Raw genomic sequence first — 25,928 nt, 5'->3', positions numbered from 1 at the left:
ACCGACCGGCTGGAAAGACCACCCGAACCGGTGAGGCCGGAAAGCGGGAGCGGGAGCTACTTCTCGACCTCGGTGGCGAGATTCTGCAGGAGCTCGTCATAGATGCGCCCAAGTCCCTTGGGCGCGAAGGTCTTCTCGAAGAAACCGCCGATGCCCCCGGCACCGTTCCACACGGTCGAGACGACAGCCTTGGACTTGCCCTCACCGGCCGGGGTCACCGTCCAGGTCGTGACCATCGAGGAGTTGCGGTCCTTCTCCACGAGCTGCCCATCGGTGGGCTCACTGACCTCCAGCAGGCAGTCGCGCACCCGCTTACTGGTTGCCTGGAGCTTCCAGTGGACGAGCGTGCCATCGCCGTCGCCGCCCTCACGCACCTCGTACTCGCTGAAGTGACCGGGCAGCACCTTGCCGCGGACGTCCTTGTAGTCGGCCAGCGCGTCGAACACCGCTTCCGGGTCCGCCGCGATGATCCGCTCTGTCGTGGCCTCGACCTGCGCCATGGCTGTTCCTCCAGCACTCGGTTGTTCGGGGTGTGCTGAGCCAACCACCTCGCCGGCCCGGCTCAAAATCCGGTCCCGGACGAAGGGGAGAAAACGATCAAGGGAACAAGTGTTCTATTCTCGGGGCAGTGCTACCTAGGAGGCGTCCATGCGCTGGGACAATCTGGCAGATAACCCCGCCAAGATCACCAAGAGCGATGCCGGCGCGCTCTTCGCCGCGGACGCGGTGACGACGCGCACCTTCGACACCCCGGAGTTCCGGGGCATCACCTTCCACGAGATCCGGGCCCGCTCGATCGTGAACCGGGTACCGGGAGCGTCCCGGATGCCGTTCGAGTGGACCGTCAATCCGTACCGGGGCTGCTCACACGCCTGCGTCTACTGTTTCGCGCGCAAGACCCACAGCTATCTGGACCTCGACACCGGACTCGGCTTCGACTCGCAGATCGTCGTCAAGGTCAACGCCCCGGAGCTGGTGCGCCGCGAGCTCACCTCCGGGCGCTGGCACGGCGCGCACATCGCGATGGGGACCAACGTGGACTGCTACCAGCGCGCGGAGGGCCGCTACCGGCTGATGCCCGGCATCCTCACGGCCCTGCGCGACCACGCGAATCCCTTCTCCATCCTGACCAAGGGCACGCTGATCCTGCGTGATCTGGAGCTGCTGCGACAGGCGGCCGAGGTCACCGAGGTGGGCGTCTCGGTCTCGGTGGGCTTCACCGACCCCGAGCTGTGGCGCACCGTGGAGCCCGGCACGCCCTCCCCCGAGCGCCGCCTGGACGTCGTACGCACCCTCAGCGAGCACGGCATCGGCTGCGGGGTGCTGATGGCGCCGGTCATCCCGTTCCTCGGCGACCGGCCGGACCAGCTGCGGGCCACGGTCCGCGCCATCGCCGCCGCCGGGGCGACCTCGGTGACCCCGCTCGTCCTCCATCTGCGCCCCGGCGCCCGGGAGTGGTTCATGGAGTGGCTCGGCCGGCACCATCCCGGACTGGTCGGGCGGTACGAACGCCTGTACGCGGACGGGGCGTACGCGCCCAAGTCGTACCAGCGCCGCATCACGCGCCATGTGCACGAGCTGGCGGCCGAGTACGGGATCGGCCCCTCGTACCGAGGGACCCCGCGCGCCCTGGCCGCGCCCGCCGGGCCGCAGCCGCCACCCGCCTCCGAACCCACCCAGCTGACCCTGCTCTGACGGGGTGCCACGGACCCGGCACACCGGGCGTCCCACGGGCAAACGGGTCATCTCTCGGCAGAACAGATCCTCCGGCCCCGAATGCGGGGAGCATGCGGCGGGGGCTGCCGTCACGCGCAGCCGTGTTCCCCCCACCACGGGAGGCCATATGACGAAACGTTCAGGAATTCTGTTCGCCGTCGGGGCGACGGTCGCCGGTCTGGTGACCGCCGTGCCGTCCCCGGCGACCGCCGACACCGGTGCGCAGCGCGCCGTATCGCTCAAGTGGACCGACTGCGGCACCGAGGCGTCGCCGACGCTCCAGTGCTCCTCGGTGCGTGCCCCGCTCAACCATGACGACCCGTCGGGCCGCACGGTCACGCTCGCCCTGACGCGGGTGCCGCACACCTCGAAGACCTTCCAGGGCCCACTGCTGGTCAATCCGGGCGGTCCGGGCGGCAGCGGCCTGTCGATGGCGGGATTCGTCGCCGCCTCGCTGCCGAAGGCGGTGGCCGCCCAGTACGACGTGATCGGCTTCGACCCGCGTGGCGTGGGCAGGAGCCGGCCGGCGCTGGACTGCGTGCCGAAGTACTCCGATCCGGTACGGCCCGACTCGGTGCCGCACTCCTTGCGGGACGAGCAGGTCAACCGGGACCGCGCCCGGTCCTTCGCGGCCGCCTGCGGGAAGAAGTACCCGGACCTGCTCCCGTACATGGACACGGTCAGCGCGGCCAAGGACCTCGACGTGATCCGCCGGGCGACGGGCGCCGCGAAGCTCAACTACCTCGGCTACTCGTACGGCACCTACCTGGGCTCGGTCTACGCGAAGTTGTTCCCGGACCGCGTCCGGCGCCTGGTGCTCGACTCGAACGTCGACCCGACCGGCGTCTGGTACGACGACAACCTCAGCCAGGACTACGCGTTCGACACCCGCCACAAGGCGTTCGCCGCCTGGGTCGCGAAGTACCACACCACGTACAAGCTGGGGAGCGACCCGGCGAAGGTCGAGGCGGCCTGGTACCGGATGCGGGACGCGGTCAAGAAGCACCCCGCGGGCAAGAAGGTCGGCGCGAGCGAGCTGGACGACACGTTCCTGCCGGGCGGTTACTACAACGGCTACTGGCCCGCGCTGGCCGAGGCGTTCGCCGCCTATGTGAACGACAAGGACGGGGACGCGCTGGTCAAGGCGTACGAGCGGTTCGGCGCCGTCGACGCGGAGGGCGACAACGGCTACTCGGTCTACACCGCCGTGCAGTGCCGCGACGCCCAGTGGCCGCGCGACTGGAACGTCTGGCGCAGCGACGCCTGGAGGGTGAACGCCAAGGCGCCGTTCATGGCCTGGAGCAACACCTGGTACAACGCGCCGTGCGCCGACTGGCCGGTGGAGCCGCTGAATCCGGTCCGGGTCTCGAACCACGACCTGCCGCCGGCGCTGCTCTTCCAGGCCACCGACGACGCCGCCACACCGTACGAGGGCGGGGTCACCCTGCACCGTGCGCTCCGCGGTTCCAGCCTGGTCGTCGAGCAGGGCGGCGGCAACCACGGCATCACGCTGAGCGGCAACGCCTGCCTGGACAAGTACCTGGCGGACTACCTCGCCAAGGGCACCGTGCCGCGTGCGGAGCGGGGCGATGTGGACGCGGTCTGCGCCAGGACGCCGGACCCTAAGCCCGCGACCGCCAAGGCCGCAAAGCCCGCGTCCCGCGTGGACGCGGCGGGCCGGGGCAGCGCGCTGCACGGAATGGTCGGCTTCCGGGGCTGACGGCCCCGGGGGCTGCCGTCCTTTCGGGGGCGTGCGCCAGGATGGGCGTGTGACCACACGACCCACTCCGGCGCACGCCCCCGAACTGCTGGTCCGGGACATGACCATCGACGACTGCGAGGCCGTCGCGACGGTCCGGGTACGCGGCTGGCAGAGCGCGTACGCCGGGCTGATGCCGCAGACGCATCTGGACGCGATGGACATCGCCGAGGACGCGGAGCGGCGGCGCGGCTTCTTCACCGCCGCCCGTGAGGTCGTCAATGTGGTGGCCGAACGGACGGCCAGCGGCGTCGTCGGCTGGGCGGCGTACGGCCCGTACCGCGAGAACGGCAGGCGGCTCGCACGCGGCGAGCTCTACGCGATCTACGTGTCGCCGGAGAGGACCGGGACGGGGGTCGGCCGGGCCCTGATGGCCGAGGTGCTGGCGCGCGCCACCGCGGCCGGTTATCCGGACCTGGCGCTCTGGGTGCTCAGGGAGAACGCGCCTGCCCGCCGCTTCTACGCCCGCGCGGGCTTCCGCCCGGACGGCGCGGAGGAGCCCTTCGAAGTGGACGGCGTACCGGTGCCCGAGGTGCGCTACGTACGCTCTCTCGGCCCTTCCTGGGCGCACTGACCCGACGTGCCCCCTCATCCCGCCGGCAGCCTGCTGAGCGCCTCCTCGGCCGCGCCGCCCAGCCGGGGGTGCGGCAGGGCCGCCTCCAGCACCGGACGTGCCTGCGCGTCGCCGAGCAGCCCCAGTCCCTCGACGCAGGCGAGCGCCACCCGCCAGTGCGGTTCGTCCGGCCCGAGCAGTCTGCGCAGGGTGCTCGTCAGCGCCGGCAGGGACTCCGGTGCCCGCAGTTCGCCGAGCAGCCGGACCGGGTACAGGGCGTACGCCGTGCGCAGGGAGTTGGTCGCGAGCGCGGCTGCTGCGCGCGGGGTGCGCGGGTCGCCGAGACGGGCCAGGGCGTGGGCGGCGCCGGCGCAGCGCTCCGGGTCGCGGTGGTTGAGCAGCAGCACCAGGGTCTCGAAGGCCCGGCGGTCTCCTCCGCAGCCCAGCCGGAAGGCAGCGATCTCGCGGGCCCACAGCGGGCGTTCGGGCTCGACGAGGACCTGCGCGAGTTCCTCGTCGTCATCGGTGGCGAGCAGTCTGCGGTAGGCCGCTGACTCCCCCGCCTCGTCGGCCAGCCGGTGCGTCAGCGACCGGTACTCCTCGTCCATGACCGTCAGCGTATCGGTGACCACGCAGCGTACCGACGGGTGGCGTGAATGTGAGGTGGCCCATAACGATCCAGGGCTGGCGCGCTCGTTACTCGCCGGTTAACCTCATGTGAGCGGGACACTCCCCCGCCGGCTCCGGTGGCCTGGTGACGCAGCCACCCGGAGTGAATGTCGGTTCGGCAGCTTTGCGAGGCGTGACTCCGGGACAGAGTCCGCCGCCCCTTCCCGGTCCCGGCGCGCCCTTCGCGCCCGGACCCGAGCACCACGACAGGCAACTCCCGCACGCCGTGCGGCGGTCCGGGCCACCGGCCCTCCCATCGGCCGCGCGCCGTGCGTCCCTCAGTCGTCACTCATCCCTGGAGTCCCGTGATGGACACCCCGCTCAGCACCATCGCCGTCGTCGGCCTCGGCACGATGGGCACCGGCATCGCCGAGGTCCTCGCCCGATCCGGCCGCGAGGTCATCGGTATCGACGTCAGTGACGCGGCAGCACGCCAGGCCGTCGCCGCGTTGGAGGCCTCCACCGCACGCGCCGTGCAGCGCGAGCGGATCACCGAGGAGGAACGGCGCGACATCCTCTCCCGGTTCCGCACCTTCTCCGACCTCCGGGCCGCTGCCGAGGCGGAGCTGGTCATCGAGGTCGTGCCCGAGACGTACGAGATCAAGCAGCAGGTCTTCCGGGACCTCGACGCGGTCGTCTCGCCCACCGCGATCCTCGCCACGGGCACCAACGCCCTGTCGGTGACCCGGCTCGCCGCCGAGTCGCAGCACCCGGAGCGGGTGCTGGGCCTGCACTTCTTCAACCCGGCGCCCGCGATGAAGCTGGTCGAGGTGGTCTCCTCCGTGCTGACCGCGCCGCCCGCCGTCGTGGCGGTCACCGAGCTCGCCCGCCTGCTGGGCAAGGAGCCGGTCGCGGTCGGCGACCGGCCGGGGTTCGTGGCCGACGGCCTGCTGTTCGGCTACCTCAACCAGGCGGCCGCGATGTACGAGGCGAACTACGCCTCCCGCGAGGACATCGACGCGGCGATGAAGCTGGGCTGCGGGCTGCCGATGGGCCCGCTCGCCCTGCTGGACCTGATCGGCATCGATACGGCCCGTACCGTCCTGGAGGCGATGTACTCCGCCTCGCACGACCGGCTGCACGCCCCCGCACCCGTCCTCGGCCAGCTCAGCGAGGCCGGGCTCACCGGCCGCAAGACGGGCCGCGGCTTCTACACGTACGCGGAGCCGGGCAGCCAGACGGTGGTGCCGGACGCGCTGACGCCCTCCCGGGACGGCGGGGCGGATGCCGGGCGCACCGTGCGTTCGGTGGGCGTCGCCGGCTCCGGGACGATGGCTTCGGGGATCGCCGAGGTCTTCGCGAAGGCCGGTTACGACGTGGTGCTCGCCGCGCGCAGCCAGGACAAGGCGGACACCGCCAGGGGCCGGATCGCGAAGTCCCTGGAGCGCTCGGTCACCAAGGGCCGGATGACGGCCGGGGCGCGGGACGAGACGCTGGCCCGGATCACCGCGGCGGGCTCGCTGGACTCCCTCGGCGAGGTCGATCTCGCGGTCGAGGCCGTGGCCGAGGACCTGCTGGTCAAGCAGCAGCTGTTCGGCACCCTGGACAAGGTGTGCAGGCCGGGCGCGGTGCTCGCCACCACCACGTCCTCGCTGCCGGTGGTCTCGATCGCCCGGGCCACCTCGCGGCCCGAGGACGTCATCGGGATGCACTTCTTCAACCCGGCGCCCGCGATGAAGCTGGTCGAGGTGGTCCGTACGGTGCTCACCGCCGACGATGTGCACGCCACGGTCCGCGAGGTCTGCGTGAAGGTGCGCAAGCACCCGGTGGACTGCGGGGACCGGGCCGGGTTCATCGTGAACGCGCTGCTGTTCCCGTACCTGAACAACGCGATCAAGATGGTCGAGGAGCACTACGCGACCCTGGACGACATCGACGCCGCGATGAAGCTGGGCGGCGGTTACCCGATGGGCCCCTTCGAGCTCCTGGACGTCGTGGGGCTCGATGTCTCGCTGGCCATCGAGAAGGTGCTGCACAGCGAGTTCCGCGACCCCGGCCTGGCCCCGGCGCCGCTGCTGGAGCACCTGGTGGCCGCCGGCTGCCTCGGCCGCAAGACGGGGCGCGGCTTCCGCGAATATGCCCGCCGCTGACGGAGGAGCAGGGTGGGGCGGGCTGCTCGGCCCTCCGGGCAGCCCGCCCCCACAGGCGCACTCCCCTGCACTGATGCAGTACGTTCACACCATGTCCCAGCCCGCCAGGTCCCCCCGTGTGTCCACCGCACCCGACGCCCCGGAAAGCGCCGCAGGCACCCGTGCCGCCGCCCAACGGCTCAAAATGCGCCGCGAACTGGCCGCCGCGGCGATGGAGCTCTTCGCCACGAAGGGGTACGAGGCGACGACGGTCGACGAGATCGCGGGCGCCGCGGGCGTCGCCCGGCGGACCTTCTTCCGGCACTTCCGCTCCAAGGAAGAGGCGATCTTCCCGGACCACGACGACACGCTCGTACGGGCCGAGGCGGTCCTGAACGCCGCCCCCGCGCACGAGCACCCGCTCGACACGGTCTGCCAGGGCATCAAGGAAGTCATGCGGATGTACGCGGCGAAGCCCGCTGTCTCCGTGGCCCGTTACAAGCTGACCCGTGAGGTGCCCACCCTGCGGCAGGCCGAGATCGCGTCGGTGGCCCGCTACGAGCGGCTGTTCACGCGCTATCTGCTGGGCCACTTCGACGAGCGCGACCAGCATCCGGGCAACGACGACCCGCTGCTGGCGGAGGTCGCGGCGTCCGCCGTGGTCACCGCGCACAACCACGTGCTGCGCCGCTGGCTGCGCGCGGACGGACAGGGGGACGTGGAGGCCCAGCTGGACCAGGCCTTCGCCATCGTCCGGGACACCTTCGGAACCGGGATCGGCGCGGGCCGGACCGCCGGCAGCGAGCCGGCGAAGCCGCCGGCCGCCTCGGTGAGCACGGAGGGCGAGGTGCTGGTCGCCGTGGCCCGCACGGACGCGCCACTGGACGAAGTGATGCGCACGATCCAGCAGGCGCTCAAGGAGCGCTGAGCGGCGCCGCACACCCCGCCGGGCCGCCACCACGGCTCCGACGGCCCCGACGGCCCCGACGGCTCCGACGGCTCCGACGGCTCCGACGGCCGGGAAACGCGGTTGCCGGTGGCCCGGTCCGGTGCTGTGGTGTGCGGATGACCACGAACCAGGACCGCCACCCTCTGCTCGCCGTGTTCGACCGGGAGATGCGCGAGCACGCGCGCCCCGACGGCCCCGGCGTCCGCGTCGAGCGCACCGGCGACGTCGTTCGGCAGGTCGGCGGGGCCCACGACTGGAACGGGGTCGTCTGGTCGTCCCCGAACCTCGGCACCGAGCGGGCGGACGCGGCGATCGCCGCGCAGCTGGCCCACTGCGCGGAGCTCGGGTACGACGCCTTCGAGTGGAAGCTGTACGCGCACGACCGCCCTGCCGATCTCGGGGCCCGGCTGCTGGCCGCCGGTTTCGAGCCGGAGGAGCCGGAGACCCTGCTGGTCGCGCCCGCCGCGGACCTTCCTGCCGAGGTCGCGCTCCCCGACGGCGTCCGGCTGCGTACCGTGCGTGACGAGGCCGATGTGGAGCTGCTGGCCCGGGCCCATGAGCAGGCGTTCGGCTCGGACCTGCCCCGGCTGCGGCACCAGGTGCTGGCCCGGCTCAAGGAGGACCCGGACCACTTCGTGGGGGTACTCGCCATGGCAGGCGACGAGCCGGTGAGCTCGGCCAGGATGGAGCTGTATCCCGGCACCGGCTTCGCCGGGCTGTGGGGCGGCGGCACGGTCGAGGCGTGGCGCGGCCAGGGCGTCTACCGGGCCCTGATCGCCTTCCGGGCGCGGATCGCCGCCGAGCGCGGCTACCGGTACCTCCAGGTGGACGCGACCGAGCAGAGCCGCCCGATCCTGCAGCGCCTCGGCTTCACGGCCCTGACCACCACCACCCCGTACGTGTACCGCCCCACCACCTGAGCGCCCACAACGGGGCGCAACACACCAAAACGCTCCCCGTGTTGCTCATGCGTGGCACCCGGATGACAATTGAGGGAAATTGCTGGCACCCAGTGCCTTGTCAGCTGTCACGGAGTGCCATACGTTGAAGTCGTCCGGGCGGCCGGCGTGCAGAGACCTCACGTACGCCGGCTGTCCCCGCAAGCCAGGTGCCTGCGCGCCCGGACGCCTGCGTCACAGGCAAACCCTTCTGCTCCACAGAGCAAACAGCCGAGCATCACCCGCCGAACCGACGGCACACCTCCACGCAACACCGCTCCCCCTGCTCCGCAGGACCCTCAAGCGTTCCCTCGACGCCGCGCCACCGGAGGCACACCGTGAAGGAAATCCTGGACGCGATCCAGTCGCAGGACAGCACGGCCGCGGACTTCGCGGCACTGTCCATCCCCGAGTCGTACCGCGCGGTGACCGTGCACAAGGACGAGGCCGAGATGTTCGCCGGCGTCGCCAGCCGTGACAAGGACCCCCGCAAGTCCCTCCACATCGAGGACGTGCCGGTGCCCGAGCTCGGCCCGGGCGAGGCGCTGGTGGCGGTCATGGCCAGCTCGGTCAACTACAACTCCGTGTGGACGTCGATCTTCGAGCCCGTCTCGACCTTCGGCTTCCTGGAGCGGTACGGCAGGCTCAGCGACCTCAGCAAGCGCCACGACCTCCCGTACCACGTCATCGGCTCCGACCTGGCGGGCGTCGTCCTGCGCACCGGTCCCGGCGTCAACGCCTGGAAGCCCGGTGACGAGGTCGTCGCGCACTGCCTCTCGGTCGAACTGGAGTCCTCGGACGGCCACAACGACACGATGCTCGACCCCGAGCAGCGCATCTGGGGCTTCGAGACCAACTTCGGCGGGCTCGCCGAGGTCGCCCTGGTGAAGTCCAACCAGCTGATGCCGAAGCCGGACCACCTCAGCTGGGAGGAGGCGGCGGCCCCCGGCCTGGTCAACTCCACCGCCTACCGCCAGCTCGTCTCGCGCAACGGCGCGGGCATGAAGCAGGGCGACAACGTGCTGATCTGGGGCGCCAGCGGCGGACTCGGCTCCTACGCCACGCAGTTCGCACTGGCAGGCGGCGCCAACCCGATCTGTGTCGTCTCCAGCGACCAGAAGGCGGAGATCTGCCGGAAGATGGGCGCCGAGGCGATCATCGACCGCAACGCCGAGGGATACAGGTTCTGGAAGGACGAGCACAACCAGGACCCGCGCGAGTGGAAGCGGTTCGGCAAGCGCATCCGCGAACTGACCGGCGGTGAGGACGTCGACATCGTCTTCGAGCACCCGGGCCGGGAGACCTTCGGCGCGAGTGTGTACGTGACCCGCAAGGGCGGCACGATCGTCACCTGCGCCTCGACCTCGGGCTACACCCACGAGTACGACAACCGCTACCTGTGGATGTCGCTGAAGAAGATCGTGGGCTCGCACTTCGCCAACTACCGCGAGGCGTGGGAGGCCAACCGCCTGGTCGCGAAGGGGAAGATCCACCCGACCCTGTCGAAGGTCTACTCCCTGGAGGACACCGGCCAGGCCGCGTACGACGTGCACCGCAACCTCCACCAGGGCAAGGTCGGCGTCCTGGCGCTGGCGCCCACCGAGGGCCTGGGCGTGCGCGACGGGGAACTGCGCGAGCAGCACATCGACGCCATCAACCGATTCAGGAACATCTGACATGACCGGCCGTCAGAAGGACCGCCCCTGGCTCATGCGGACGTACGCGGGCCACTCGACCGCCGAGGCGTCCAACGAGCTCTACCGGCGCAATCTCGCCAAGGGCCAGACAGGCCTGTCGGTCGCCTTCGACCTGCCGACCCAGACCGGGTACGACCCCGACCACGTCCTCGCCCGCGGCGAGGTGGGCCGGGTCGGCGTGCCCGTCTCGCACCTCGGTGACATGCGCCGGCTGTTCCAGGACATCCCGCTGGAGCAGATGAACACCTCGATGACGATCAACGCCACCGCGATGTGGCTGCTGGCGCTCTATCAGGTGGTCGCCGAAGAACAGGGCGCCGACCCGGGCAAGCTGCAGGGCACCACCCAGAACGACATCGTCAAGGAGTACCTGTCGCGCGGGACGCACGTCTTCCCGCCCGGCCCCTCGCTGCGGCTCACCACCGACATGATCACGTACACGATCAACCGCATCCCGAAGTGGAACCCGATCAACATCTGCAGCTACCACCTGCAGGAGGCGGGGGCCACCCCGGTCCAGGAGATCGCGTACGCCATGTCCACGGCCGTCTCGGTCCTCGACGCGGTGCGCGACTCCGGGCAGGTGCCCGAGGAGAGGTTCGGCGATGTGGTCGCACGGATCTCCTTCTTCGTGAACGCGGGTGTCCGCTTCATCGAGGAGATGTGCAAGATGCGCGCCTTCGGCCGCATCTGGGACCAGATCACCCGGGAGCGCTACGGCATCACCGACGCCAAGCAGCGCCGCTTCCGCTACGGCGTCCAGGTCAACTCGCTGGGGCTGACCGAGGCGCAGCCGGAGAACAACGTCCAGCGGATCGTGCTGGAGATGCTGGCCGTCACCCTCTCCAAGGACGCCCGCGCCCGTGCGGTGCAGCTGCCCGCCTGGAACGAGGCGCTCGGGCTGCCGCGCCCCTGGGACCAGCAGTGGTCGCTCCGTATCCAGCAGGTACTCGCCCACGAGAGCGATCTGCTGGAGTACGAGGACATCTTCGCCGGGTCCCATGTCATCGAGGCCAAGGTGGACGAGCTGGTCACCGAATCGCTCGCGGAGATCGACCGGATCCAGCAGATGGGCGGCGCGATGGCGGCCGTCGAGTCCGGCTATCTCAAGTCCGAACTGGTCTCCTCGCACGCGGCGCGGCGGGCCCGGATCGAGGGTGGTGAGGAGAAGATCGTCGGTGTCAACATCTATGAGACGACCGAGCCCAACCCGCTGACCGCCGACCTGGACGCCGCGATCATGACGGTCGACCCTTCGATCGAGGCCAAGGTCGTGGCGGCACTCCACGAGTGGCGCGACAACCGCGACGAGGCCCGCGCCACCGAGGCGCTGGCCGTCCTGAAGAAGGCCGCCGCCGGCACCGAGAACATGATGGAGGCCACCGTCGAGTGCGCCCGCGCGGGTGTCACCACGGGCGAGTGGTCCTGGGCGCTGCGCGACGTCTTCGGCGAGTTCCGCGCACCGACCGGGGTGTCGTCCGCTCCGGTGGCGGTGACGGCGGAGGCGGGCACCCCGCTCGCCCTGGTCCGCGAGAAGGTCACCCGGACCGCCGAGGACCTGGGCGTGGGCCGGCTGCGGCTGCTGGTCGGCAAGCCCGGCCTGGACGGGCACTCCAACGGAGCGGAGCAGATCGCGGTACGCGCGCGCGACGCCGGTTTCGAGGTCGTCTACCAGGGCATCCGCCTCACGCCCGAACAGATCGTCTCGGCCGCCGTCGCCGAGGACGTGCACTGCGTCGGCCTGTCGATCCTGTCCGGTTCGCACGCCGAGCTGGTGCCCGACGTGCTGACCAGGCTCCGCAGGACCGGCGCCGGCGACATCCCGGTGATCGCCGGCGGGATCATCCCGCCCGCCGACGCCGCCGCCCTGATCGGTGCCGGTGTCGCAGCCGTATTCACCCCGAAGGACTTCGGTATCACGGAGATCATCGGCCGTATCGTCGACGAGATCCGGAAAGCGAACAAGCTCGACCCTCTGGAGGTCCCCGCATGACTGCCGTCAACCGCCTGCGCCCCCGCCGCTCCTGTCTCGCGGTACCGGGAAGCAACCCCCGCTTCCTGGAGAAGGCCCAGGGCCTCCCGGCCGACCAGGTCTTCCTCGACCTGGAGGACGCCTGCGCGCCGCTCGCCAAGGAGGGCGCCCGCCACCACATCGTCGACGCGCTCAACAACGGCGACTGGAGCGGCAAGACCCGGGTCGTGCGGGTCAACGACTGGACGACGCACTGGACCTACCGCGACGTCATCACGGTCGTCGAGGGCGCGGGCCCGAACCTCGACTGCATCATGCTGCCGAAGGTCCAGGACGCCCAGCAGGTCGTCGCCCTGGACCTGCTGCTCACCCAGATCGAGAAGACGATGGGCTTCGAGGTAGGGAAGATCGGCATCGAGGCGCAGATCGAGAACGCCAAGGGCCTGGTGAACATCGACGACATCGCCGGCGCCTCACCCCGGTTGGAGACCCTGATCTTCGGCCCGGCCGACTTCATGGCCTCGATCAACATGAAGACCCTGGTCGTCGGCCAGCAGCCGCCCGGGTACGGCGCGGACGCCTACCACTACATCCTGATGCGCATTCTGATGGCGGCACGCACCCACGACCTCCAGGCGATCGACGGGCCGTTCCTCCAGATCCGGGACGTGGACGCGTACCGCGAGGTCGCGGGCCGTGCGGCGGCCCTCGGCTTCGACGGCAAGTGGGTGCTGCACCCCGGTCAGGTCGACGCCGCCAACGAGGTGTTCTCGCCCTCGCAGGAGGACTACGACCACGCGGAGCTGATCCTCGACGCCTACGACTGGTGCACCTCCGAGGAAGGCGGCAAGAAGGGCTCGGCGATGCTCGGCGACGAGATGATCGACGAGGCCAGCCGGAAGATGGCCCTGGTCATCGCGGGCAAGGGCCGGGCCGCCGGCATGGAGCGAACCTCCAAGTTCGAAGCGCCGGAGGCCTGATATGCAGTTCGGACGCACATACGAGGAATTCGAAGTCGGTGCGATCTACAAGCACTGGCCCGGAAAGACCGTCACCGAATACGACGACCACCTCTTCTGCCTGTTGACCATGAATCATCACCCGCTGCACATGGACAGCAACTACGCGGAGAGCACGACCGATTTCGGCAAGAACGTTGTCGTCGGCAACTACATCTACTCGCTCCTGCTCGGCATGTCGGTGCCGGACGTCTCCGGAAAGGCGATCGCCAACCTGGAGGTCGAGTCGCTCAAACACGTCGCGCCTACGTTCCACGGCGACACGGTCTACGGCGAGACGACCGTTCTGGACAAGACTCCTTCGAAGTCCAAGAGCGACCGCGGAATCGTTTATGTGGAAACCCGGGGATACAAGCAGGACGGGACACTGATCTGCGTGTTCCGCCGCAAGGTGATGGTCCCCACGGAGACGTACATCAAGGAGCGGGGCGGGGAACAGCCCGGCCGCCCGGAGCCGAAGCAGCCTTCGCAGAAGAACGTGGAGAAGCAGCCATGACCCGACTCGCCCAGACTGCCGGGCTCAGCGATGTCCAGCAGGAAATCCTCTCGACGGTCCGGGATTTCGTCGACAAGGAGATCATTCCGGTCGCGACCCAGCTGGAGCACCGCGACGAGTACCCGACCGAAATCGTCGAGGGCCTCAAGGAGCTCGGACTTTTCGGGCTGATGATTCCCGAGGAGTACGGCGGTCTGGGTGAGTCGCTGCTCACCTATGCGCTGTGCGTGGAGGAGATCGCCCGCGGCTGGATGAGTGTGTCGGGGATCATCAACACGCACTTCATCGTGGCGTACATGCTCAAGCAGCACGGCACGCAGGAGCAGAAGGACACCTTCCTGCCGCGGATGGCGCTGGGCGAGGTGCGCGGCGCGTTCTCGATGTCCGAGCCGGCCCTGGGCTCCGACGTCTCCGCGATCAGCTCGAAGGGCGTCAGGGACGGTGACGAGTACGTACTGAACGGCCAGAAGATGTGGCTGACGAACGGCGGCACATCCAATCTCGTCGCCGTGCTGTGCCGGAGTGACGAAGGCCACCCCGAGGGCACGCCTCCGCACAAGTCGATGACGACCTTCCTGGTGGAGAAGGAGCCCGGATTCGGTGAGGTGCGGCCGGGCCTCACGATCCCCGGGAAGATCGACAAGATGGGTTACAAGGGCGTCGACACGACGGAACTCATCATGGACGGACTACACATTCCGGCCAATCGCGTCCTCGGCGGCACCACCGGCCGAGGGTTTTACCAAATGATGGACGGCGTGGAGGTCGGCCGGGTGAATGTCGCCGCACGTGGCTGCGGCGTCGCACAGCGTGCATTCGAGCTGGGCGTTTCCTACGCACAGCAGCGCCACACCTTCGGAAAGCCGATCGCGCAGCACCAGGCGATCCAGTTCAAGCTGGCCGAAATGGCCACCAAGGTCGAAGCTGCGCATGCGATGATGGTAAATGCAGCGCGCAAAAAGGACTCCGGGGAACGAAACGACCTGGAGGCAGGGATGGCGAAGTACCTCGCCTCCGAGTACTGCAAGGAAGTCGTCGAGGACGCCTTCCGGATCCACGGCGGTTACGGCTTCTCCAAGGAGTACGAGATCGAGCGCCTCTACCGGGAGGCCCCGATGCTGCTGATCGGTGAAGGTACCGCCGAGATCCAGAAAATGATCATCGGGCGCCGACTCCTCGAGGAGTACCGGTTCCAGGGCTGATTGTCCACTTCGCGGTGATTTAATCGCGAAGAAGATCACACCCTGTCATCCTCATCCGGTGCCTTCCAGACGTCCGACTCGGCTGCTGGCTTGCCCAGTTGCGGTCCGCAACCGATAACATCGCCGGAAAAGCCGCCGTCCCCCGTTGCCAGCGCGGCATCATCCGCTACGAAGGTCATCCATGCCCGACAGCCATACCTCTGCACCACGCGGCGGGGTCCGCCTTGCACGCGGAGCTTCGCCGTGGCTCCTCCCGACCGTCGCCACCGCCGCACTCAGCCTGTCCCGGGCCCGCAGGTCCGGGCGCTGGGCGGCGGTGGCCGTGCCCACCACCGCGCTTGCGGCGGGCATGCTGTGGTTCTTCCGCGACCCCGAGCGCGAGATCACCCAGGGGCGCGTCATCTCACCGGCCGACGGCGTGGTGCAGAGCATCATGCCGTGGAAGGACGGGCGTACCCGCGTCGCGATCTTCATGAGCCCGCTCAATGTCCATGTCAACCGGGCGCCACTGGCCGGCACGGTGACATCGGTCGAGCACATCCCCGGTGGCTTCGTCCCGGCGTTCAACAAGGAGAGCGAGAACAACGAGCGCGTTGTCTGGCACTTCGACACCGAGCTCGGCGACATCGAGATGGTGCAGATCGCGGGCGCCGTCGCCCGCCGCATCGTGCCCTATGTCCCGCAGGGCACGAAGGTGGACCAGGGTGAGCGGATCGGCCTGATCCGCTTCGGCTCCCGGGTCGACATCTACCTTCCGGAAGGTATCGATGTCGCGGTCGAGGTCGGCCAGGCCACCACCGCGGGGGTGACTCGAATTGACCGTGATTGATCCTGAGACACAGGCAGGCTGGGTGCCCGAGGCCGACGAGGCGGACGACACCGAGAACATGCCGCTCTCGATGCGGCTGTCGATAGCGGACACCCTCACCCTCGGTAACGCCACGTGCGGCTTCATGGCGGTGTACTTCACCACCACGGGCATTCTCATCCCGCACCTCACGGGCAGCGACGAGAGCGGCATGGCCCGGCACTCCGCGGCCACTGCCGTGATCCTCATGCTGATGGCAGCCATCTTCGACCTGTTCGACGGACTCGTGGCCCGCAAGCTGCGCTCCTCGCCGATGGGTGCCGAGCTGGACAACCTCTCGGACCTGGTCAGCTTCGGACTCGCCCCGGCGTACTTCGTCCTCGTGTACGGCATGGTCGCGGACGACGCGCACCAGCGGGTCTCGGCCCTGGCGGCGATCGTCGTGCTGCTGGCGGTGGTGCTCAGGCTTGCGAGATTCTCCTGCGTGACCTTGAAGGACGGCATGTTCCAGGGCATGCCGAGCCCCTTCGGTGCGCTCACGGTGATCTCGGTCGTGCTCCTGGAGCTGCCCTTCGTCCCGACGCTGCTCGCGATCATCGGAGTGGCATGGCTGATGGTCAGCCGGGTCGAGTACCCCAAGCCGCGAGGTGTCCTCGCGGTGGCGATGCTCGGCTGGATCGTGGCCGCGATGGGGCTGCTGGCCGCATGGGCGTTCGATGCCCCCGGCGGTCAGCTGCTGCTCCAGACCGGCTGCGCGCTCCAGGTGGTCCTCGGTGCGGTCATCCCGCTCTTCGCGACCGCCCGCCGGGTGAACACGTTCCGCGACAACCGGCGCGAGGCACGGGCGGCACAACTGCCGTAAACGGCGCACGCACGTCATGCACGAAACGAGGGCCCGGATGCTCCCCAGCATCGGGGCCCTCTCGCATGGCACAGCAAAGAGAAAAACCGATCCGGAATTCGGGCGTACGCTGAAAGGGCCGGTAACCCGCGACGAGTCGGCCGGCTATTCAGAAGGTGGTACGGAAAAGCGAGTGAGCACCTGAATGCGTGCGCACGTTTTACCACCGGAGCCCGGGGTACGCGACAAGTCCGCCCGACTGCACAACCCGGACCCACTTACGGCGGGACCACGGGAAGGAAAGTCACATGCTCAAGGCAATCGCAGACGTTTTCCGTTCGATCGGTGGCGCCGTCGCCACTGTTGTCAGCCTGCCCTTCCGGGCGATCGGCCGGCTCTTCGGCGGTGCTTCCGACACCGCGCACCGCCACGGCTGACATCTGAAATCCCGCGCCCCCACAACCCCATCCGTGCGCGGGTCGCACTCCCTGATATGCCACGCTGCGCCCGCTGCCGCTCCCTCTTACGGAGACTTCCCTGTTTCCGGGCCGGGCGCAGCTGTACGGTGCCAACGCGAAGGCACCGTCGGGACACGGCGGGCTCGGACGAGGGGCAGCGCAGCGAATGTCGGACTGGCCACTGGCGATCGGCGTGCTCGGAACGCTGACCATGCTTTTCTTTCTCTGCGCCGGTGACCGGCTCGTCGGAAAGTCGAGCGGCCGCATGTCCTGGGGCATCCTGGGATTCGTCGTGTCGCAGCTGGTGGAGGAGGGCGTCTGGCTGTTTCCCGGCTCCACTCCCTCCTGGTACGGGCCGTCGACCTATGTCTCGGCGACAGTGGCGGGCACGGTCGCCTTCGCACGTCTTCAGCTGACCACGCCGGAGCAGCGCGCCAACGCGGCGAACGACCCGCAGGCGGCGAGCGAGCACGCGGCCTCCGGTGAGGAGCGGCTGCGCAGCTACGCCGCTTCGGATGATCTGGCCGTTCTGGACCTGGCCGTCGAGGACTTCCGCACCGCCGCCCGGCAGACCGTGGGCCACTCCTCCCATCTCGGTCATGTCACCGGGCTGGTCAGGGCCGTGCGGATGCGGTACGAGCGGCTCGGCCGACTGCGCGATCTCGACGAGGCCGTCGAGGCCGGTGCGCGGGCCGAGGGGGACCGTGGCACACGCCAGACCCGGGGCAGGTTGCTCTGTCAGCTCAGCACCGCGTTACGGCTGCGCTACGACCATCTCGGCGCGGCGGACGATCTGACACGGGCCGTCGCAGCCGGGCGCGATTCCGTCGGGCTCGTCCCCCGCCGCAGCCCGTACTTCCCCGGTACATGCGGTCAGTTCGGCGCCGCACTGCACAGCGAGTTCCTGCGCACCGACGACATGGACGTCCTGGAACGGGCCGTGGCCCAGGTGTCGGCGGCGGTGGAGTGGGCGGACCGCCGCGGCGACCGGCGCGCGGCGGACCGGACCACGCTCTGCTACCTGCTCGTGCAGCGGGGAAAACGGACCGGTGACCTCTCGGATGTCGACAGGGCGGTGAAGCTGGGACGGGAGGCTCTGGAGACGCTCGAGCCGAGTGAGGCGCTGTTCGCGACATGTCTGAGCAACCTCGGCCTGGCACTGCGTACCCGGCACGGACTGCGCGCGGGTCAGGACCGGCAGCCGCCCACGGCCGATCTGGACGAGGCCGTCGGCCTGAGCGAGCGGGCTCTGCGCACGGCTCCGGACGACGCCCCCGAACGGGCGGTGTACCAGGTCGTCGCGGCGCTGGCGCTCCGCGACCGCAGCCAGTACGACACGGCCGACGCGCCGGACGGCGACGGTCCGGGCCGTACGGGGCGCCTGGAGTCGGCGCTCGACGCGGCGCGGGCGGCCGCGACCCACCCGAGGGCCGACGTGCCGACGCGGATGCGGGCCGGACTGCTCTGGAGCGACATCGCCGCCTCGGCCACCCGGTACCAGGACGCGGTGACGGCGTTCGAGACCGTCATCGGCCTGCTGCCCCGGCTGGCCGGCCGCGAACTGCGCCGAGCCGACCAGGAGGACCGGCTCGGCCGCTACACCGGAATCGCGGCGGACGCCGCCGCCTGCGCCCTCGCCGAGGGTGCGCCCGAGCGAGCGGTCGCGATGCTGGAGCTGGGGCGGGGCGTACTGCTCTCCCGGGAACTGGACCTGCGGGCCGACATCGGCGAGCTGCGGGCCCTCGATCCCTCACTGGCGCGGGAGTTCGAGGAGCTGCGGGCGGCTCTCGCCGAGGGACGTACCGAACGGCTCGCAGCCGATGCCTCGGGCTGCCGCTTCCGGCGTCGCGAGGAGGGCGAGCGCTGGGACGTGCTGCTGCGGGAGATCCGGTCGCTCGACGGGCTCACGGACTTCGCCGGGCCGCCCTCCCCGCAGCGGCTGCTCGCCGGGGCTGCCGAGGGCGCCGTCGTGTATCTGAACGTGAGCCGGTACCGCTCCGATGCCGTCATCGTCGCCCCCGACGGCATCCGTTCCGTCCCGCTGCACGTCACCCCGGACGAGGCCGAGCACCGGCAACGCACTCTGGACTCGGCACTGGACCCCGCGAGCGCAGACGAGTCGGAGCGGGCCGAGGTCGTGCAGGAGGTGCTCGGCTGGCTGTGGGACGTCCTGGCGGAGCCCGTACTGAACGCTCTCAAGGACCTGCACGGCGCCCGTCGTGGTCAGGACCTGCCCCGCGTGTGGTGGGTGCCGACCGGATCGCTCGCCCTGCTGCCGGTCCACGCCGCCGGACACCACGACGGCACCCGCTCCCTGCTCGACCGGGTGGTCTCCTCCTACACGCCCACGGTTCGGTCCCTGGCCACCGCCCGTGCCGCCCGAGCCGCTCCCTCGGGACAGCGAGTGCCCCTCGCGGTCACCATGTCCAGCACCCCCGGCGCGAGTCCGCTCAGCGGCGCCGAGGCGGAGGCGCGGATGGTGCGGGGGCTCTTCCCGGATACCGTCCGTCTCAGTAACGCGGAGGCGACCCGGGAGCGGGTCCTCAGGGCGCTCCCGCGCCACTCCTGGGCCCACTTCGCCTGCCATACGGTGTCCGATCCGGACGTCCCCTCACGCGGCGGGCTGCTCCTGCACGACCACCATCAAAACCTGCTGACCGTCGAGGACGTGTCCGGGCTCGACCTGGGGAGCCCCGAACTCGCCTATCTGTCCTCGTGCGACACCGCCCGCACCGCGCCGCGTCATGCGGACGAGGCCATCCATCTGGCCTCGGCCTTCCAACTGGCGGGTTACCGCCATGTCATCGCGACGCTGTGGCCGGCCGAGGACGAGGTCAGCTCCGTGTTCGCCGAGAAGGTCTATGCGGAGCTGGCGGACGCGGTTCGGCGCGACGTGCCGGTCGACGCGGCGGCCGCGGTACACCGCGCCACCCTGGCGGTTCGTGAACTGTGCCCCAACAGGCCGCAGTTCTGGGCGAGTTATCTGCATGTGGGCTGCTGAACGACGAGCGGGGAGCTCAGGCCCCGTCCGACGGCGCGTCCACAGGCTCGGACTGCCGTGCGACCGTGTCGGTATCACGCGGCGGAGCGGAGACCCCTGCCGGGTCCGAGGGGCCACGCGTCGGTTCGGGCAGGCTCGCGCCCGGCGTGTATCCCCGGTACTCCCCGGCGCCCTTCTTGAGCAACTTCTTCTCGAATTCGGTCAGTTCCGGCTCTTCGGCCCGGGACGCGGTCATCTCGGCTCCTCGGTGGTTCGGGCGGCCGGCACGGCCGGGACGGCTGTCCGAGCGGTGTCGGGCGGCGTGACGGCGGCGGTGGGCGGGGAGAGGAGCTCCAGCACATCGGTGTCGGCCGCGCGGACATGGATCCCCGCACTGTCCCGGACGGGCCGGACGAAGCTGCCGTCGGGCCTCATCAGCCACGCCGATTCGAGGTAGATCTCGGGCGCCTGTGGATACGAGGTGGCGTACGACCTGCTCCCGTACCAGCCGCCCACCCACGCGCCGTCCCGCAGCCGCATGCGCACGAAGCAGGGGCCGGAGCGGCGGAACAGATGGTCCCAGGCCGTGGGCGTCGACCCGTAGCGCGCGGGCCGCCTTCTCCGCTGCCACCAGGTGACACCGCCCGCCGCCACAGCCGGCACGACGACGAACAGCACCAGCCCCAGCAGCCCGGCCGGCCGCGGTTGCTGTGCGGCCGCTCCCCAGCCGTCCGCCCAGGTGCGCCGGGTGAGCCTCACCAACTCGGGCCCTGCCGCCACCAGATACAGGGTGTCGAGCACGACGGAGGCCGCCACTGCCCGCAACACCCTCTCCCCCAGGTCTTGTTCGCCGGGGACGGGGCCGCGCCAGCGCTCCCGCAGGAACTGGTAGGTGACCCCCGGGAGGACGAACAGCACCAGCAGGACGATCTGGAGGACGGTGGACGGGGACTGCCCCATCACGTACCCCGCATACCTTCGGACGGGTCGTGCGCGATCAGCCTGGCCCGCCGCGCCCGGACGGCCAGCGCACCCGCGGCCACCCCCGTCGAGACCGCCACCCAGGGCCTCGCGTGCACGATCAAGTCGGCGGTCTCCGACTTCCGGGCGAAGGCCAGCGCCACCAGCACCCCGCAGAACAGCCACAGGGCGCCCGACAGCCCGCTCGCAATGGACATCTCCGCGAGCAGCAGAAGAGCCCCCAGCAACGCGGTGACGGCCACCGCCATCGTGAAGGGGTCCTTCTCCATGAGCACCCGGTACTCACCGATATCCAGCAGGGTCAGGACCGCTACCCATTTGGCCCGGCCGAAGCCGATCAGGGGCGACAGGACCACAAGGGCCAGCACCAGCCCGTACACCACCGGCTCCGGTACATGCATGAACCGACTCCCCCCACCCGTCTGTACGCCCGTGGACGCCTGCAGGAAATGCTAGTCACGTCCCGGGGCCACAGAGGTCCCTCGTTCGGGTGATTGCATGGGCGGAGGGTTTCCGGTCACCGGGCCTTCAGGCCGTCGAGGACCACCGTGACCAGCGGGTCGTCGACGCGGGCGCCCGGACGGCAGACCGCGGTATTCAGCACACCGATCACCGCCCGCGGAGCAACATCCCCGCGCAGATCACCCTCTTGTTGCGCCCCGCGCGCAAGCTCCTCGAACAGTGCGTCCGATTCGGCGGCCAGCGCGGCCAGCCGAACATGGGCGCCGATGTCACCCAGGAGCGACTTGGTCATGGCCAGCGGCAGAACCGTGCAGTGGGCGACCAGTCGCACCAGCACCTCCCACCGGGTGGCGCTCTGCTCGGCGGAGGCGGCGCGGCCGAAGGCCAGCAGGTCGCTCAGGGCATCCGTCGCGATGTGTTCCAGCAGCGCCCGCCGGTCGGGGAAGTGCCGGTAGAGCGCGCCGACACTCAGCCCGGCGGTTCTGGCGACCCGGTCCATCGACGCATCGGCGCCGCACTCGGTGAACACCTCCAGCGCCGCCGCGACGATCAGTTCACGATTGCGCTGCGCGTCGGCTCGCACGTTCCGCTTCCTCCGTCGGCCCAAGAACATGAACTACGCCTTCACTTTACGGTAGAGTCCCGGGCGGCCGGAAAGTGAATCGAGAATTCAGCTTACTGGAGGGTTCATGCGGATCGGTCTGTACGTCGGCCAGGCGCCCGGCGTGACGGAAGCGCTCGCAGAGGTGCGTGCCGCGGCGCAAGCACGGCTGGACAGCGCCTTCTTCAGTCAGGTCTTCCGCTGGGACGCACTGACGGTCGCGGCCCTGGCGGGGCAGTGCGCACCTGATATCGAACTGGGCACGGCGGTGGTCCAGACGTACCCACGGCACCCGATCGCCCTGGCCACTCAGGCGCTCACCGTCCAGGCGGCCACCGGCAACCGGTTCACGCTCGGCATCGGCCCGAGCCACGCCGCCGTCATCGAGGGCCAGTTCGGACTGGCCTACGACCGCCCGGCACTGCACACCCGCGAGTACCTGTCGGCACTGATGCCTCTTCTGCGCGGTGAGCCCGTGGACCACCGCGGCGAAACGCTCCGCACGAAGGCCGAGATCACGGTGCCGGGCGCCACGCCGCCACCGGTCCTGGTCTCCGCGCTGGGACCGGTGATGCTGCGCACGGCAGGCGAGTTGGCCGACGGAACCGTCACTGTCTGGGCGACCCCGCGAACGATCGCCGAACATGTCAGGCCGCGCATCGAGGAGGCCGCGGCGGCGGCCGGCCGCCGCGCACCGCGCATCGTGGCCGGAGTACCGGCCTGCGTGACCACCGACCCCGAAGGGGTGCGCGCCGGCGTCGCGGCCCAGCTGGGCCCCGCCTCCCAACTGCCCGCCTACCGAACGCTCCTGGACCGCCAGGGGATGTCCGGCGTACACGAGACGGTCCTGGCGGGCGACGAGGACACCGTGGCTGCGGGAATCCGCGCCTTCGCTGCCGCCGGCGCGACAGACCTGCTGGTCAGCAGGGTCGGCGACGCAACCGAGAAGGCCCGGACGCTGGAACTGCTCTCCCGCATCCGACACCGCTGAGCACCGGGGCCGATGGCGGCCGACCTGCCGGCCGCCACTCCCTCGGTGTCAGCCGTTTTTTACGCATCAATGCAAAGGATTTGCACCCCATCCTTGACTGCCACACCGACCCTCCCCGAAGCCCCTTGCACGCGCGGCCCGACGAGACTCGGCACGCGCCCCGCGCATCGCCGGTCACCCACACCGACGTCCGCGCCTCGCACATCACCCATTCTTCACAGGTTTGAGTCATGAATTTGAGTAACCTAAGTGGAATCTTGCGCATCGGCATAGACTTCCTTGCGGCACTGCTCCTAGCCTGTGGGGCGTCCGAAGAGCCCCACGAGCCGCAAGGACGACTGCCACGTGACCCCAACTCCCAGACGCCAGTTGCTCAGACGCTCCATATCCGCCTCGCTCTCACTGGCACTCGCCGCGTTCGGCACCGCCGCCGCCGTGGTCCTGTCCAGCGCTCCGCCCGCCCAGGCGGCGGGGGTCCCCGCCCCTTCCCCCGTCGCGGTTCCCGGTCGCGGTGCGACCGTTCCGTTCAAGGAACAGGAAGCCGAGTACGCGGCCACCAACGGCACGCTGATCGGCCCGAACCGGCTGTACGGCACGCTGCCTTCCGAGGCCTCGGGCCGGCAGGCGGTGACACTTGACGCCGTCGGTGAGTACGTGGAGTTCACGCTCACCGCACCGGCGAACGCGATGTCGTTCCGGTACTCGCTGCCGGACAACGCCGCCGGGTCGGGCCGGGACGCCTCGATCGACGTCACGGTGAACGGCGCATCGCCGAAGGCAGTGCCCGTCACCTCCAAGTACGGCTGGTACTACGGCGGTTACCCCTTCAACAACAACCCGGGCGACACCAATCCCCACCACTTCTACGACGAGGCCCGGACGATGTTCGGGTCGACGCTCGCCGCCGGCACGAAGGTCCGGCTGCAGGTCTCCTCCACCTCCGCGTCTCCGTCGTTCACCATCGACCTGGCGGACTTCGAGCAGGTGGCCGCGCCGACGGCCAAGCCCTCGGGCGCACTCGACGTCGTCTCCGACTTCGGCGCCGACCCGACCGGGGACGCGGACTCGACCGCCAAGATCCAGGCGGCCGTGGACGCGGGCAAGGAGCAGGGCAAGGAGGTCTACATCCCGCAGGGCACCTTCCAGGTCCGCGACCACATCGTCGTGGACAAGGTGACACTGCGCGGCGCCGGCCCCTGGTACTCCGTCCTGACCGGGCGCGACCCCTCGAACCGGAGCAAGGCCGTCGGTGTCTACGGCAAGTACGCCAAGGACGGCGGGAGCAGCGACGTCACGCTCAAGGACTTCGCCATCATCGGCGACATCCAGGAGCGGGTGGACGACGACCAGGTCAACGCCATCGGCGGTGCCCTGTCGGACTCCACGGTCGACAACATCTGGATGCAGCACACCAAGTGCGGCGCCTGGATGGACGGCCCGATGGACAACCTCACCATCAAGAACAGCCGCATCCTGGACCAGACCGCGGACGGAGTGAACTTCCACTACGGCGTCACCAACTCCACCGTGACGAACACCTTCGTCCGCAACTCCGGTGACGACGGTCTGGCCATGTGGGCGGAGAACGTGCCGAACGTGAAGAACAAGTTCACGTTCAACACCGTGGTCCTGCCGATCCTCGCCAACAACATCGTGACGTACGGCGGCAAGGACATCACGATCTCCGACAACGTCATGTCGGACACCATCACCAACGGTGGCGGGCTGCACATCGCCAACCGCTATCCTGGGGTCAACTCGGGCCAGGGCACGGCCGTTTCGGGAACCACCACAGCGGCCCGCAACACCCTGATCCGGACCGGGAACAACGACTTCAACTGGCAGTTCGGCGTCGGCGCGATCTGGTTCAGCGGGCTCAACGAGCCGATCAACGCCACCATCAACATCTCCGACACCGAGATACTCGACAGCTCCTACGCCGCGATCCACCTCATCGAGGGCGCGACCAACGGGCTGCACTTCAACAACATCAAGATCGACGGTGCCGGTACCTACGCACTGCAGATCCAGTCCCCGGGCACGGCCACGTTCACCAATGTCGTGGCCACGCACATCGCGCAGTCCAACCCGATCCACAACTGTGTCGGCAGCGGTTTCGAGATCACTCGGGGCACGGGCAACTCCGGCTGGTACGCCGACCCGCCGGCCTGCACCGGCACCTGGCCGGACCCGGTGTGGACCAACGGCGGTGTGCCGCAGGGCGGCAGTGGTCCGACGGATCCCCCCACAGACCCGCCCACCGACCCGACCGATCCCCCCACCGACCCGCCGGCCGACACCGGCAACCTGGCCCAGGGCCGTACGGTCACCGCGTCGAGCCATGCGGACGTGTACGGCGCGTCCAACGCGGTGGACGGCAGCGCGAACACCTACTGGGAGAGCGCCAACAACGCGTTCCCGCAGACCGTCACCGTGGACCTGGGGGCCGCCGAGGCCGTCAAGCGGCTGGTCCTGAAGCTGCCGCCGGCGGCCGCCTGGGCCACTCGCACGCAGACCCTGAGCGTGTCGGGCAGCACCGACAACGACACGTTCAACCCGCTCAAGGCGTCGGCGGGTTACACCTTCGACCCGTCGAGCGGGAACAAGGCGACCGTCACCCTGCCCGGCACGTCGGCCCGCTATCTGCGGCTGTCCTTCACCGGAAACACCGGATGGCCGGCGGCGCAGCTCTCCGAAGTAGAGGCGTACACCACCGGCTGACCACGGCACGAGCAGGTCGCCGGACGGAGCGCTCAGCGCGTACGTC

23 protein-coding genes are annotated in these 25,928 nt (G+C 69.7%); 17 read left to right on the top strand and 6 right to left on the bottom strand.

From position 1 onward, the window contains the following. Positions 1 to 56 precede the first annotated feature (56 nt). The gene (locus ACFVW8_RS16170) at positions 57 to 500 is read right to left on the bottom strand and encodes an SRPBCC family protein (protein WP_389690301.1); all 444 of its coding nucleotides are present in this window, start codon (positions 498 to 500) and stop codon (positions 57 to 59) included. Between the two features lie 148 nt (positions 501 to 648). Between ACFVW8_RS16170 and ACFVW8_RS16165 the strand changes: the two genes are divergently transcribed. The 3 genes from ACFVW8_RS16165 to ACFVW8_RS16155 all read left to right on the top strand — a co-directional run bounded on the left by ACFVW8_RS16165 (position 649) and on the right by ACFVW8_RS16155 (position 4,049). Next, the gene (locus tag ACFVW8_RS16165; protein ID WP_389690299.1) at positions 649 to 1,695 is read left to right on the top strand and encodes an Rv2578c family radical SAM protein; all 1,047 of its coding nucleotides are present in this window, start codon (positions 649 to 651) and stop codon (positions 1,693 to 1,695) included. A gap of 148 nt (positions 1,696 to 1,843) precedes the next feature. Beyond that, complete coding sequence (locus tag ACFVW8_RS16160) at positions 1,844 to 3,436, top strand: alpha/beta hydrolase (protein WP_389690297.1); 1,593 nt, start codon at positions 1,844 to 1,846, stop codon at positions 3,434 to 3,436. Positions 3,437 to 3,536: 100 nt separating this feature from the next. Then, complete coding sequence (locus ACFVW8_RS16155; RefSeq protein ID WP_389690345.1) at positions 3,537 to 4,049, top strand: GNAT family N-acetyltransferase; 513 nt, start codon at positions 3,537 to 3,539, stop codon at positions 4,047 to 4,049. A gap of 14 nt (positions 4,050 to 4,063) precedes the next feature. On the opposite strand, the gene ACFVW8_RS16150 is transcribed toward ACFVW8_RS16155, so the two are convergent. Further along, positions 4,064 to 4,636 carry an adenylosuccinate lyase gene (locus ACFVW8_RS16150; RefSeq protein ID WP_389690295.1) on the bottom strand — a complete coding sequence of 191 codons (573 nt, stop codon included), beginning with the start codon at positions 4,634 to 4,636 and terminating at the stop codon, positions 4,064 to 4,066. A 369-nt stretch (positions 4,637 to 5,005) separates the two neighbouring features. On the opposite strand from ACFVW8_RS16150, the gene ACFVW8_RS16145 reads away from it, so the two are divergent. The 12 genes from ACFVW8_RS16145 (at position 5,006) to ACFVW8_RS16090 (ending at position 20,147) form a co-directional block, all read left to right on the top strand. After that, the gene (locus ACFVW8_RS16145) at positions 5,006 to 6,787 is read left to right on the top strand and encodes a 3-hydroxyacyl-CoA dehydrogenase family protein (RefSeq protein ID WP_389690293.1); all 1,782 of its coding nucleotides are present in this window, start codon (positions 5,006 to 5,008) and stop codon (positions 6,785 to 6,787) included. 91 nt (positions 6,788 to 6,878) lie between these two features. Further along, positions 6,879 to 7,694: a TetR family transcriptional regulator gene (locus tag ACFVW8_RS16140; RefSeq protein ID WP_389690291.1), complete on the top strand. Its 816-nt coding sequence runs from the start codon at positions 6,879 to 6,881 to the stop codon at positions 7,692 to 7,694. A 137-nt stretch (positions 7,695 to 7,831) separates the two neighbouring features. Further along, on the top strand, positions 7,832 to 8,635 hold the full coding sequence (locus ACFVW8_RS16135; protein ID WP_389690289.1) for a GNAT family N-acetyltransferase: 804 nt from the start codon (positions 7,832 to 7,834) through the stop codon (positions 8,633 to 8,635). Positions 8,636 to 8,991: 356 nt separating this feature from the next. After that, positions 8,992 to 10,329: a crotonyl-CoA carboxylase/reductase gene (gene ccrA / locus ACFVW8_RS16130; RefSeq protein ID WP_389690287.1), complete on the top strand. Its 1,338-nt coding sequence runs from the start codon at positions 8,992 to 8,994 to the stop codon at positions 10,327 to 10,329. Position 10,330: 1 nt separating this feature from the next. Continuing rightward, positions 10,331 to 12,343 carry a protein meaA gene (locus ACFVW8_RS16125; protein WP_389690285.1) on the top strand — a complete coding sequence of 671 codons (2,013 nt, stop codon included), beginning with the start codon at positions 10,331 to 10,333 and terminating at the stop codon, positions 12,341 to 12,343. Then, positions 12,340 to 13,302, top strand: coding sequence for an HpcH/HpaI aldolase/citrate lyase family protein (locus ACFVW8_RS16120; RefSeq protein ID WP_389690283.1), 963 nt, complete (start codon positions 12,340 to 12,342; stop codon positions 13,300 to 13,302). The genes ACFVW8_RS16125 and ACFVW8_RS16120 overlap by 4 nt, the downstream gene beginning before the upstream one ends. Before the next feature lies 1 nt (position 13,303). Beyond that, entirely contained in the window at positions 13,304 to 13,837 is a 534-nt protein-coding gene (locus ACFVW8_RS16115; RefSeq protein WP_389690281.1) for a MaoC family dehydratase, read from the top strand. Next, the gene (locus tag ACFVW8_RS16110; protein ID WP_389690279.1) at positions 13,834 to 15,039 is read left to right on the top strand and encodes an acyl-CoA dehydrogenase family protein; all 1,206 of its coding nucleotides are present in this window, start codon (positions 13,834 to 13,836) and stop codon (positions 15,037 to 15,039) included. Before ACFVW8_RS16115 ends, ACFVW8_RS16110 begins: the two co-directional genes overlap by 4 nt. A gap of 181 nt (positions 15,040 to 15,220) precedes the next feature. Next, a complete protein-coding gene (locus ACFVW8_RS16105) occupies positions 15,221 to 15,868 on the top strand; it encodes a phosphatidylserine decarboxylase (RefSeq protein WP_024489890.1) in 648 nt (215 codons plus the stop codon). Then, positions 15,855 to 16,709 carry a CDP-diacylglycerol--serine O-phosphatidyltransferase gene (gene pssA, locus ACFVW8_RS16100; protein ID WP_389690277.1) on the top strand — a complete coding sequence of 285 codons (855 nt, stop codon included), beginning with the start codon at positions 15,855 to 15,857 and terminating at the stop codon, positions 16,707 to 16,709. Before ACFVW8_RS16105 ends, pssA begins: the two co-directional genes overlap by 14 nt. Before the next feature lie 287 nt (positions 16,710 to 16,996). Next, positions 16,997 to 17,125 carry an LPFR motif small protein gene (locus ACFVW8_RS16095; RefSeq protein WP_389690275.1) on the top strand — a complete coding sequence of 43 codons (129 nt, stop codon included), beginning with the start codon at positions 16,997 to 16,999 and terminating at the stop codon, positions 17,123 to 17,125. A gap of 187 nt (positions 17,126 to 17,312) precedes the next feature. Further along, positions 17,313 to 20,147 (top strand): CHAT domain-containing protein, encoded by a 2,835-nt coding sequence (locus ACFVW8_RS16090; RefSeq protein WP_389690273.1) that lies wholly within the window; start codon positions 17,313 to 17,315, stop codon positions 20,145 to 20,147. A 16-nt stretch (positions 20,148 to 20,163) separates the two neighbouring features. Here ACFVW8_RS16090 and ACFVW8_RS16085 read toward each other — a convergent pair whose 3' ends face one another. The 4 genes from ACFVW8_RS16085 to ACFVW8_RS16070 form a co-directional block, all read right to left on the bottom strand. Then, positions 20,164 to 20,382 (bottom strand): hypothetical protein, encoded by a 219-nt coding sequence (locus tag ACFVW8_RS16085; protein ID WP_389690271.1) that lies wholly within the window; start codon positions 20,380 to 20,382, stop codon positions 20,164 to 20,166. Beyond that, positions 20,379 to 21,086: a DUF6338 family protein gene (locus ACFVW8_RS16080; RefSeq protein WP_389690269.1), complete on the bottom strand. Its 708-nt coding sequence runs from the start codon at positions 21,084 to 21,086 to the stop codon at positions 20,379 to 20,381. Before ACFVW8_RS16080 ends, ACFVW8_RS16085 begins: the two co-directional genes overlap by 4 nt. After that, on the bottom strand, positions 21,086 to 21,508 hold the full coding sequence (locus ACFVW8_RS16075) for a hypothetical protein (RefSeq protein WP_389690267.1): 423 nt from the start codon (positions 21,506 to 21,508) through the stop codon (positions 21,086 to 21,088). The genes ACFVW8_RS16080 and ACFVW8_RS16075 overlap by 1 nt, the downstream gene beginning before the upstream one ends. A 116-nt stretch (positions 21,509 to 21,624) precedes the next feature. Then, the gene (locus ACFVW8_RS16070; protein ID WP_389690265.1) at positions 21,625 to 22,152 is read right to left on the bottom strand and encodes a TetR/AcrR family transcriptional regulator; all 528 of its coding nucleotides are present in this window, start codon (positions 22,150 to 22,152) and stop codon (positions 21,625 to 21,627) included. 106 nt (positions 22,153 to 22,258) lie between these two features. Here ACFVW8_RS16070 and ACFVW8_RS16065 point away from each other — a divergent pair, with 106 nt between their 5' ends. Both ACFVW8_RS16065 and ACFVW8_RS16060 read left to right on the top strand, forming a co-directional pair. Then, complete coding sequence (locus ACFVW8_RS16065; RefSeq protein ID WP_389690263.1) at positions 22,259 to 23,161, top strand: TIGR03564 family F420-dependent LLM class oxidoreductase; 903 nt, start codon at positions 22,259 to 22,261, stop codon at positions 23,159 to 23,161. Positions 23,162 to 23,506: 345 nt separating this feature from the next. After that, positions 23,507 to 25,882, top strand: a complete 2,376-nt coding sequence (locus ACFVW8_RS16060) for a discoidin domain-containing protein (RefSeq protein ID WP_389690261.1) — start codon at positions 23,507 to 23,509, stop codon at positions 25,880 to 25,882. The last annotated feature ends 46 nt before the right edge of the window (positions 25,883 to 25,928 follow it).

Source organism: Streptomyces sp. NPDC058221, assembly GCF_042882365.1.
Lineage (GTDB): Bacteria > Actinomycetota > Actinomycetes > Streptomycetales > Streptomycetaceae > Streptomyces.
This window is presented reverse-complemented; position numbering and strand designations above follow the sequence as displayed.

What these genes read in the sequence shown, in the direction of transcription:
- ACFVW8_RS16155 (WP_389690345.1), top strand. Translation starts at nt 3,537, where the DNA reads ATGACCATCGACGACTGCGAGGCCGTCGCGACGGTCCGGGTACGCGGC.
- ACFVW8_RS16150 (WP_389690295.1), bottom strand. Translation starts at nt 4,636, where the DNA reads ATGGACGAGGAGTACCGGTCGCTGACGCACCGGCTGGCCGACGAGGCG.
- ACFVW8_RS16170 (WP_389690301.1), bottom strand. Translation starts at nt 500, where the DNA reads ATGGCGCAGGTCGAGGCCACGACAGAGCGGATCATCGCGGCGGACCCG.
- ACFVW8_RS16135 (WP_389690289.1), top strand. Translation starts at nt 7,832, where the DNA reads ATGACCACGAACCAGGACCGCCACCCTCTGCTCGCCGTGTTCGACCGG.
- ACFVW8_RS16160 (WP_389690297.1), top strand. Translation starts at nt 1,844, where the DNA reads ATGACGAAACGTTCAGGAATTCTGTTCGCCGTCGGGGCGACGGTCGCC.
- ACFVW8_RS16080 (WP_389690269.1), bottom strand. Translation starts at nt 21,086, where the DNA reads ATGGGGCAGTCCCCGTCCACCGTCCTCCAGATCGTCCTGCTGGTGCTG.
- ACFVW8_RS16110 (WP_389690279.1), top strand. Translation starts at nt 13,834, where the DNA reads ATGACCCGACTCGCCCAGACTGCCGGGCTCAGCGATGTCCAGCAGGAA.
- ACFVW8_RS16095 (WP_389690275.1), top strand. Translation starts at nt 16,997, where the DNA reads ATGCTCAAGGCAATCGCAGACGTTTTCCGTTCGATCGGTGGCGCCGTC.
- ACFVW8_RS16165 (WP_389690299.1), top strand. Translation starts at nt 649, where the DNA reads ATGCGCTGGGACAATCTGGCAGATAACCCCGCCAAGATCACCAAGAGC.
- ACFVW8_RS16065 (WP_389690263.1), top strand. Translation starts at nt 22,259, where the DNA reads ATGCGGATCGGTCTGTACGTCGGCCAGGCGCCCGGCGTGACGGAAGCG.
- ACFVW8_RS16140 (WP_389690291.1), top strand. Translation starts at nt 6,879, where the DNA reads ATGTCCCAGCCCGCCAGGTCCCCCCGTGTGTCCACCGCACCCGACGCC.
- ACFVW8_RS16105 (WP_024489890.1), top strand. Translation starts at nt 15,221, where the DNA reads ATGCCCGACAGCCATACCTCTGCACCACGCGGCGGGGTCCGCCTTGCA.
- ACFVW8_RS16145 (WP_389690293.1), top strand. Translation starts at nt 5,006, where the DNA reads ATGGACACCCCGCTCAGCACCATCGCCGTCGTCGGCCTCGGCACGATG.
- ACFVW8_RS16085 (WP_389690271.1), bottom strand. Translation starts at nt 20,382, where the DNA reads ATGACCGCGTCCCGGGCCGAAGAGCCGGAACTGACCGAATTCGAGAAG.
- ACFVW8_RS16125 (WP_389690285.1), top strand. Translation starts at nt 10,331, where the DNA reads ATGACCGGCCGTCAGAAGGACCGCCCCTGGCTCATGCGGACGTACGCG.
- ACFVW8_RS16075 (WP_389690267.1), bottom strand. Translation starts at nt 21,508, where the DNA reads ATGCATGTACCGGAGCCGGTGGTGTACGGGCTGGTGCTGGCCCTTGTG.
- ACFVW8_RS16115 (WP_389690281.1), top strand. Translation starts at nt 13,304, where the DNA reads ATGCAGTTCGGACGCACATACGAGGAATTCGAAGTCGGTGCGATCTAC.
- ACFVW8_RS16090 (WP_389690273.1), top strand. Translation starts at nt 17,313, where the DNA reads ATGTCGGACTGGCCACTGGCGATCGGCGTGCTCGGAACGCTGACCATG.
- ACFVW8_RS16120 (WP_389690283.1), top strand. Translation starts at nt 12,340, where the DNA reads ATGACTGCCGTCAACCGCCTGCGCCCCCGCCGCTCCTGTCTCGCGGTA.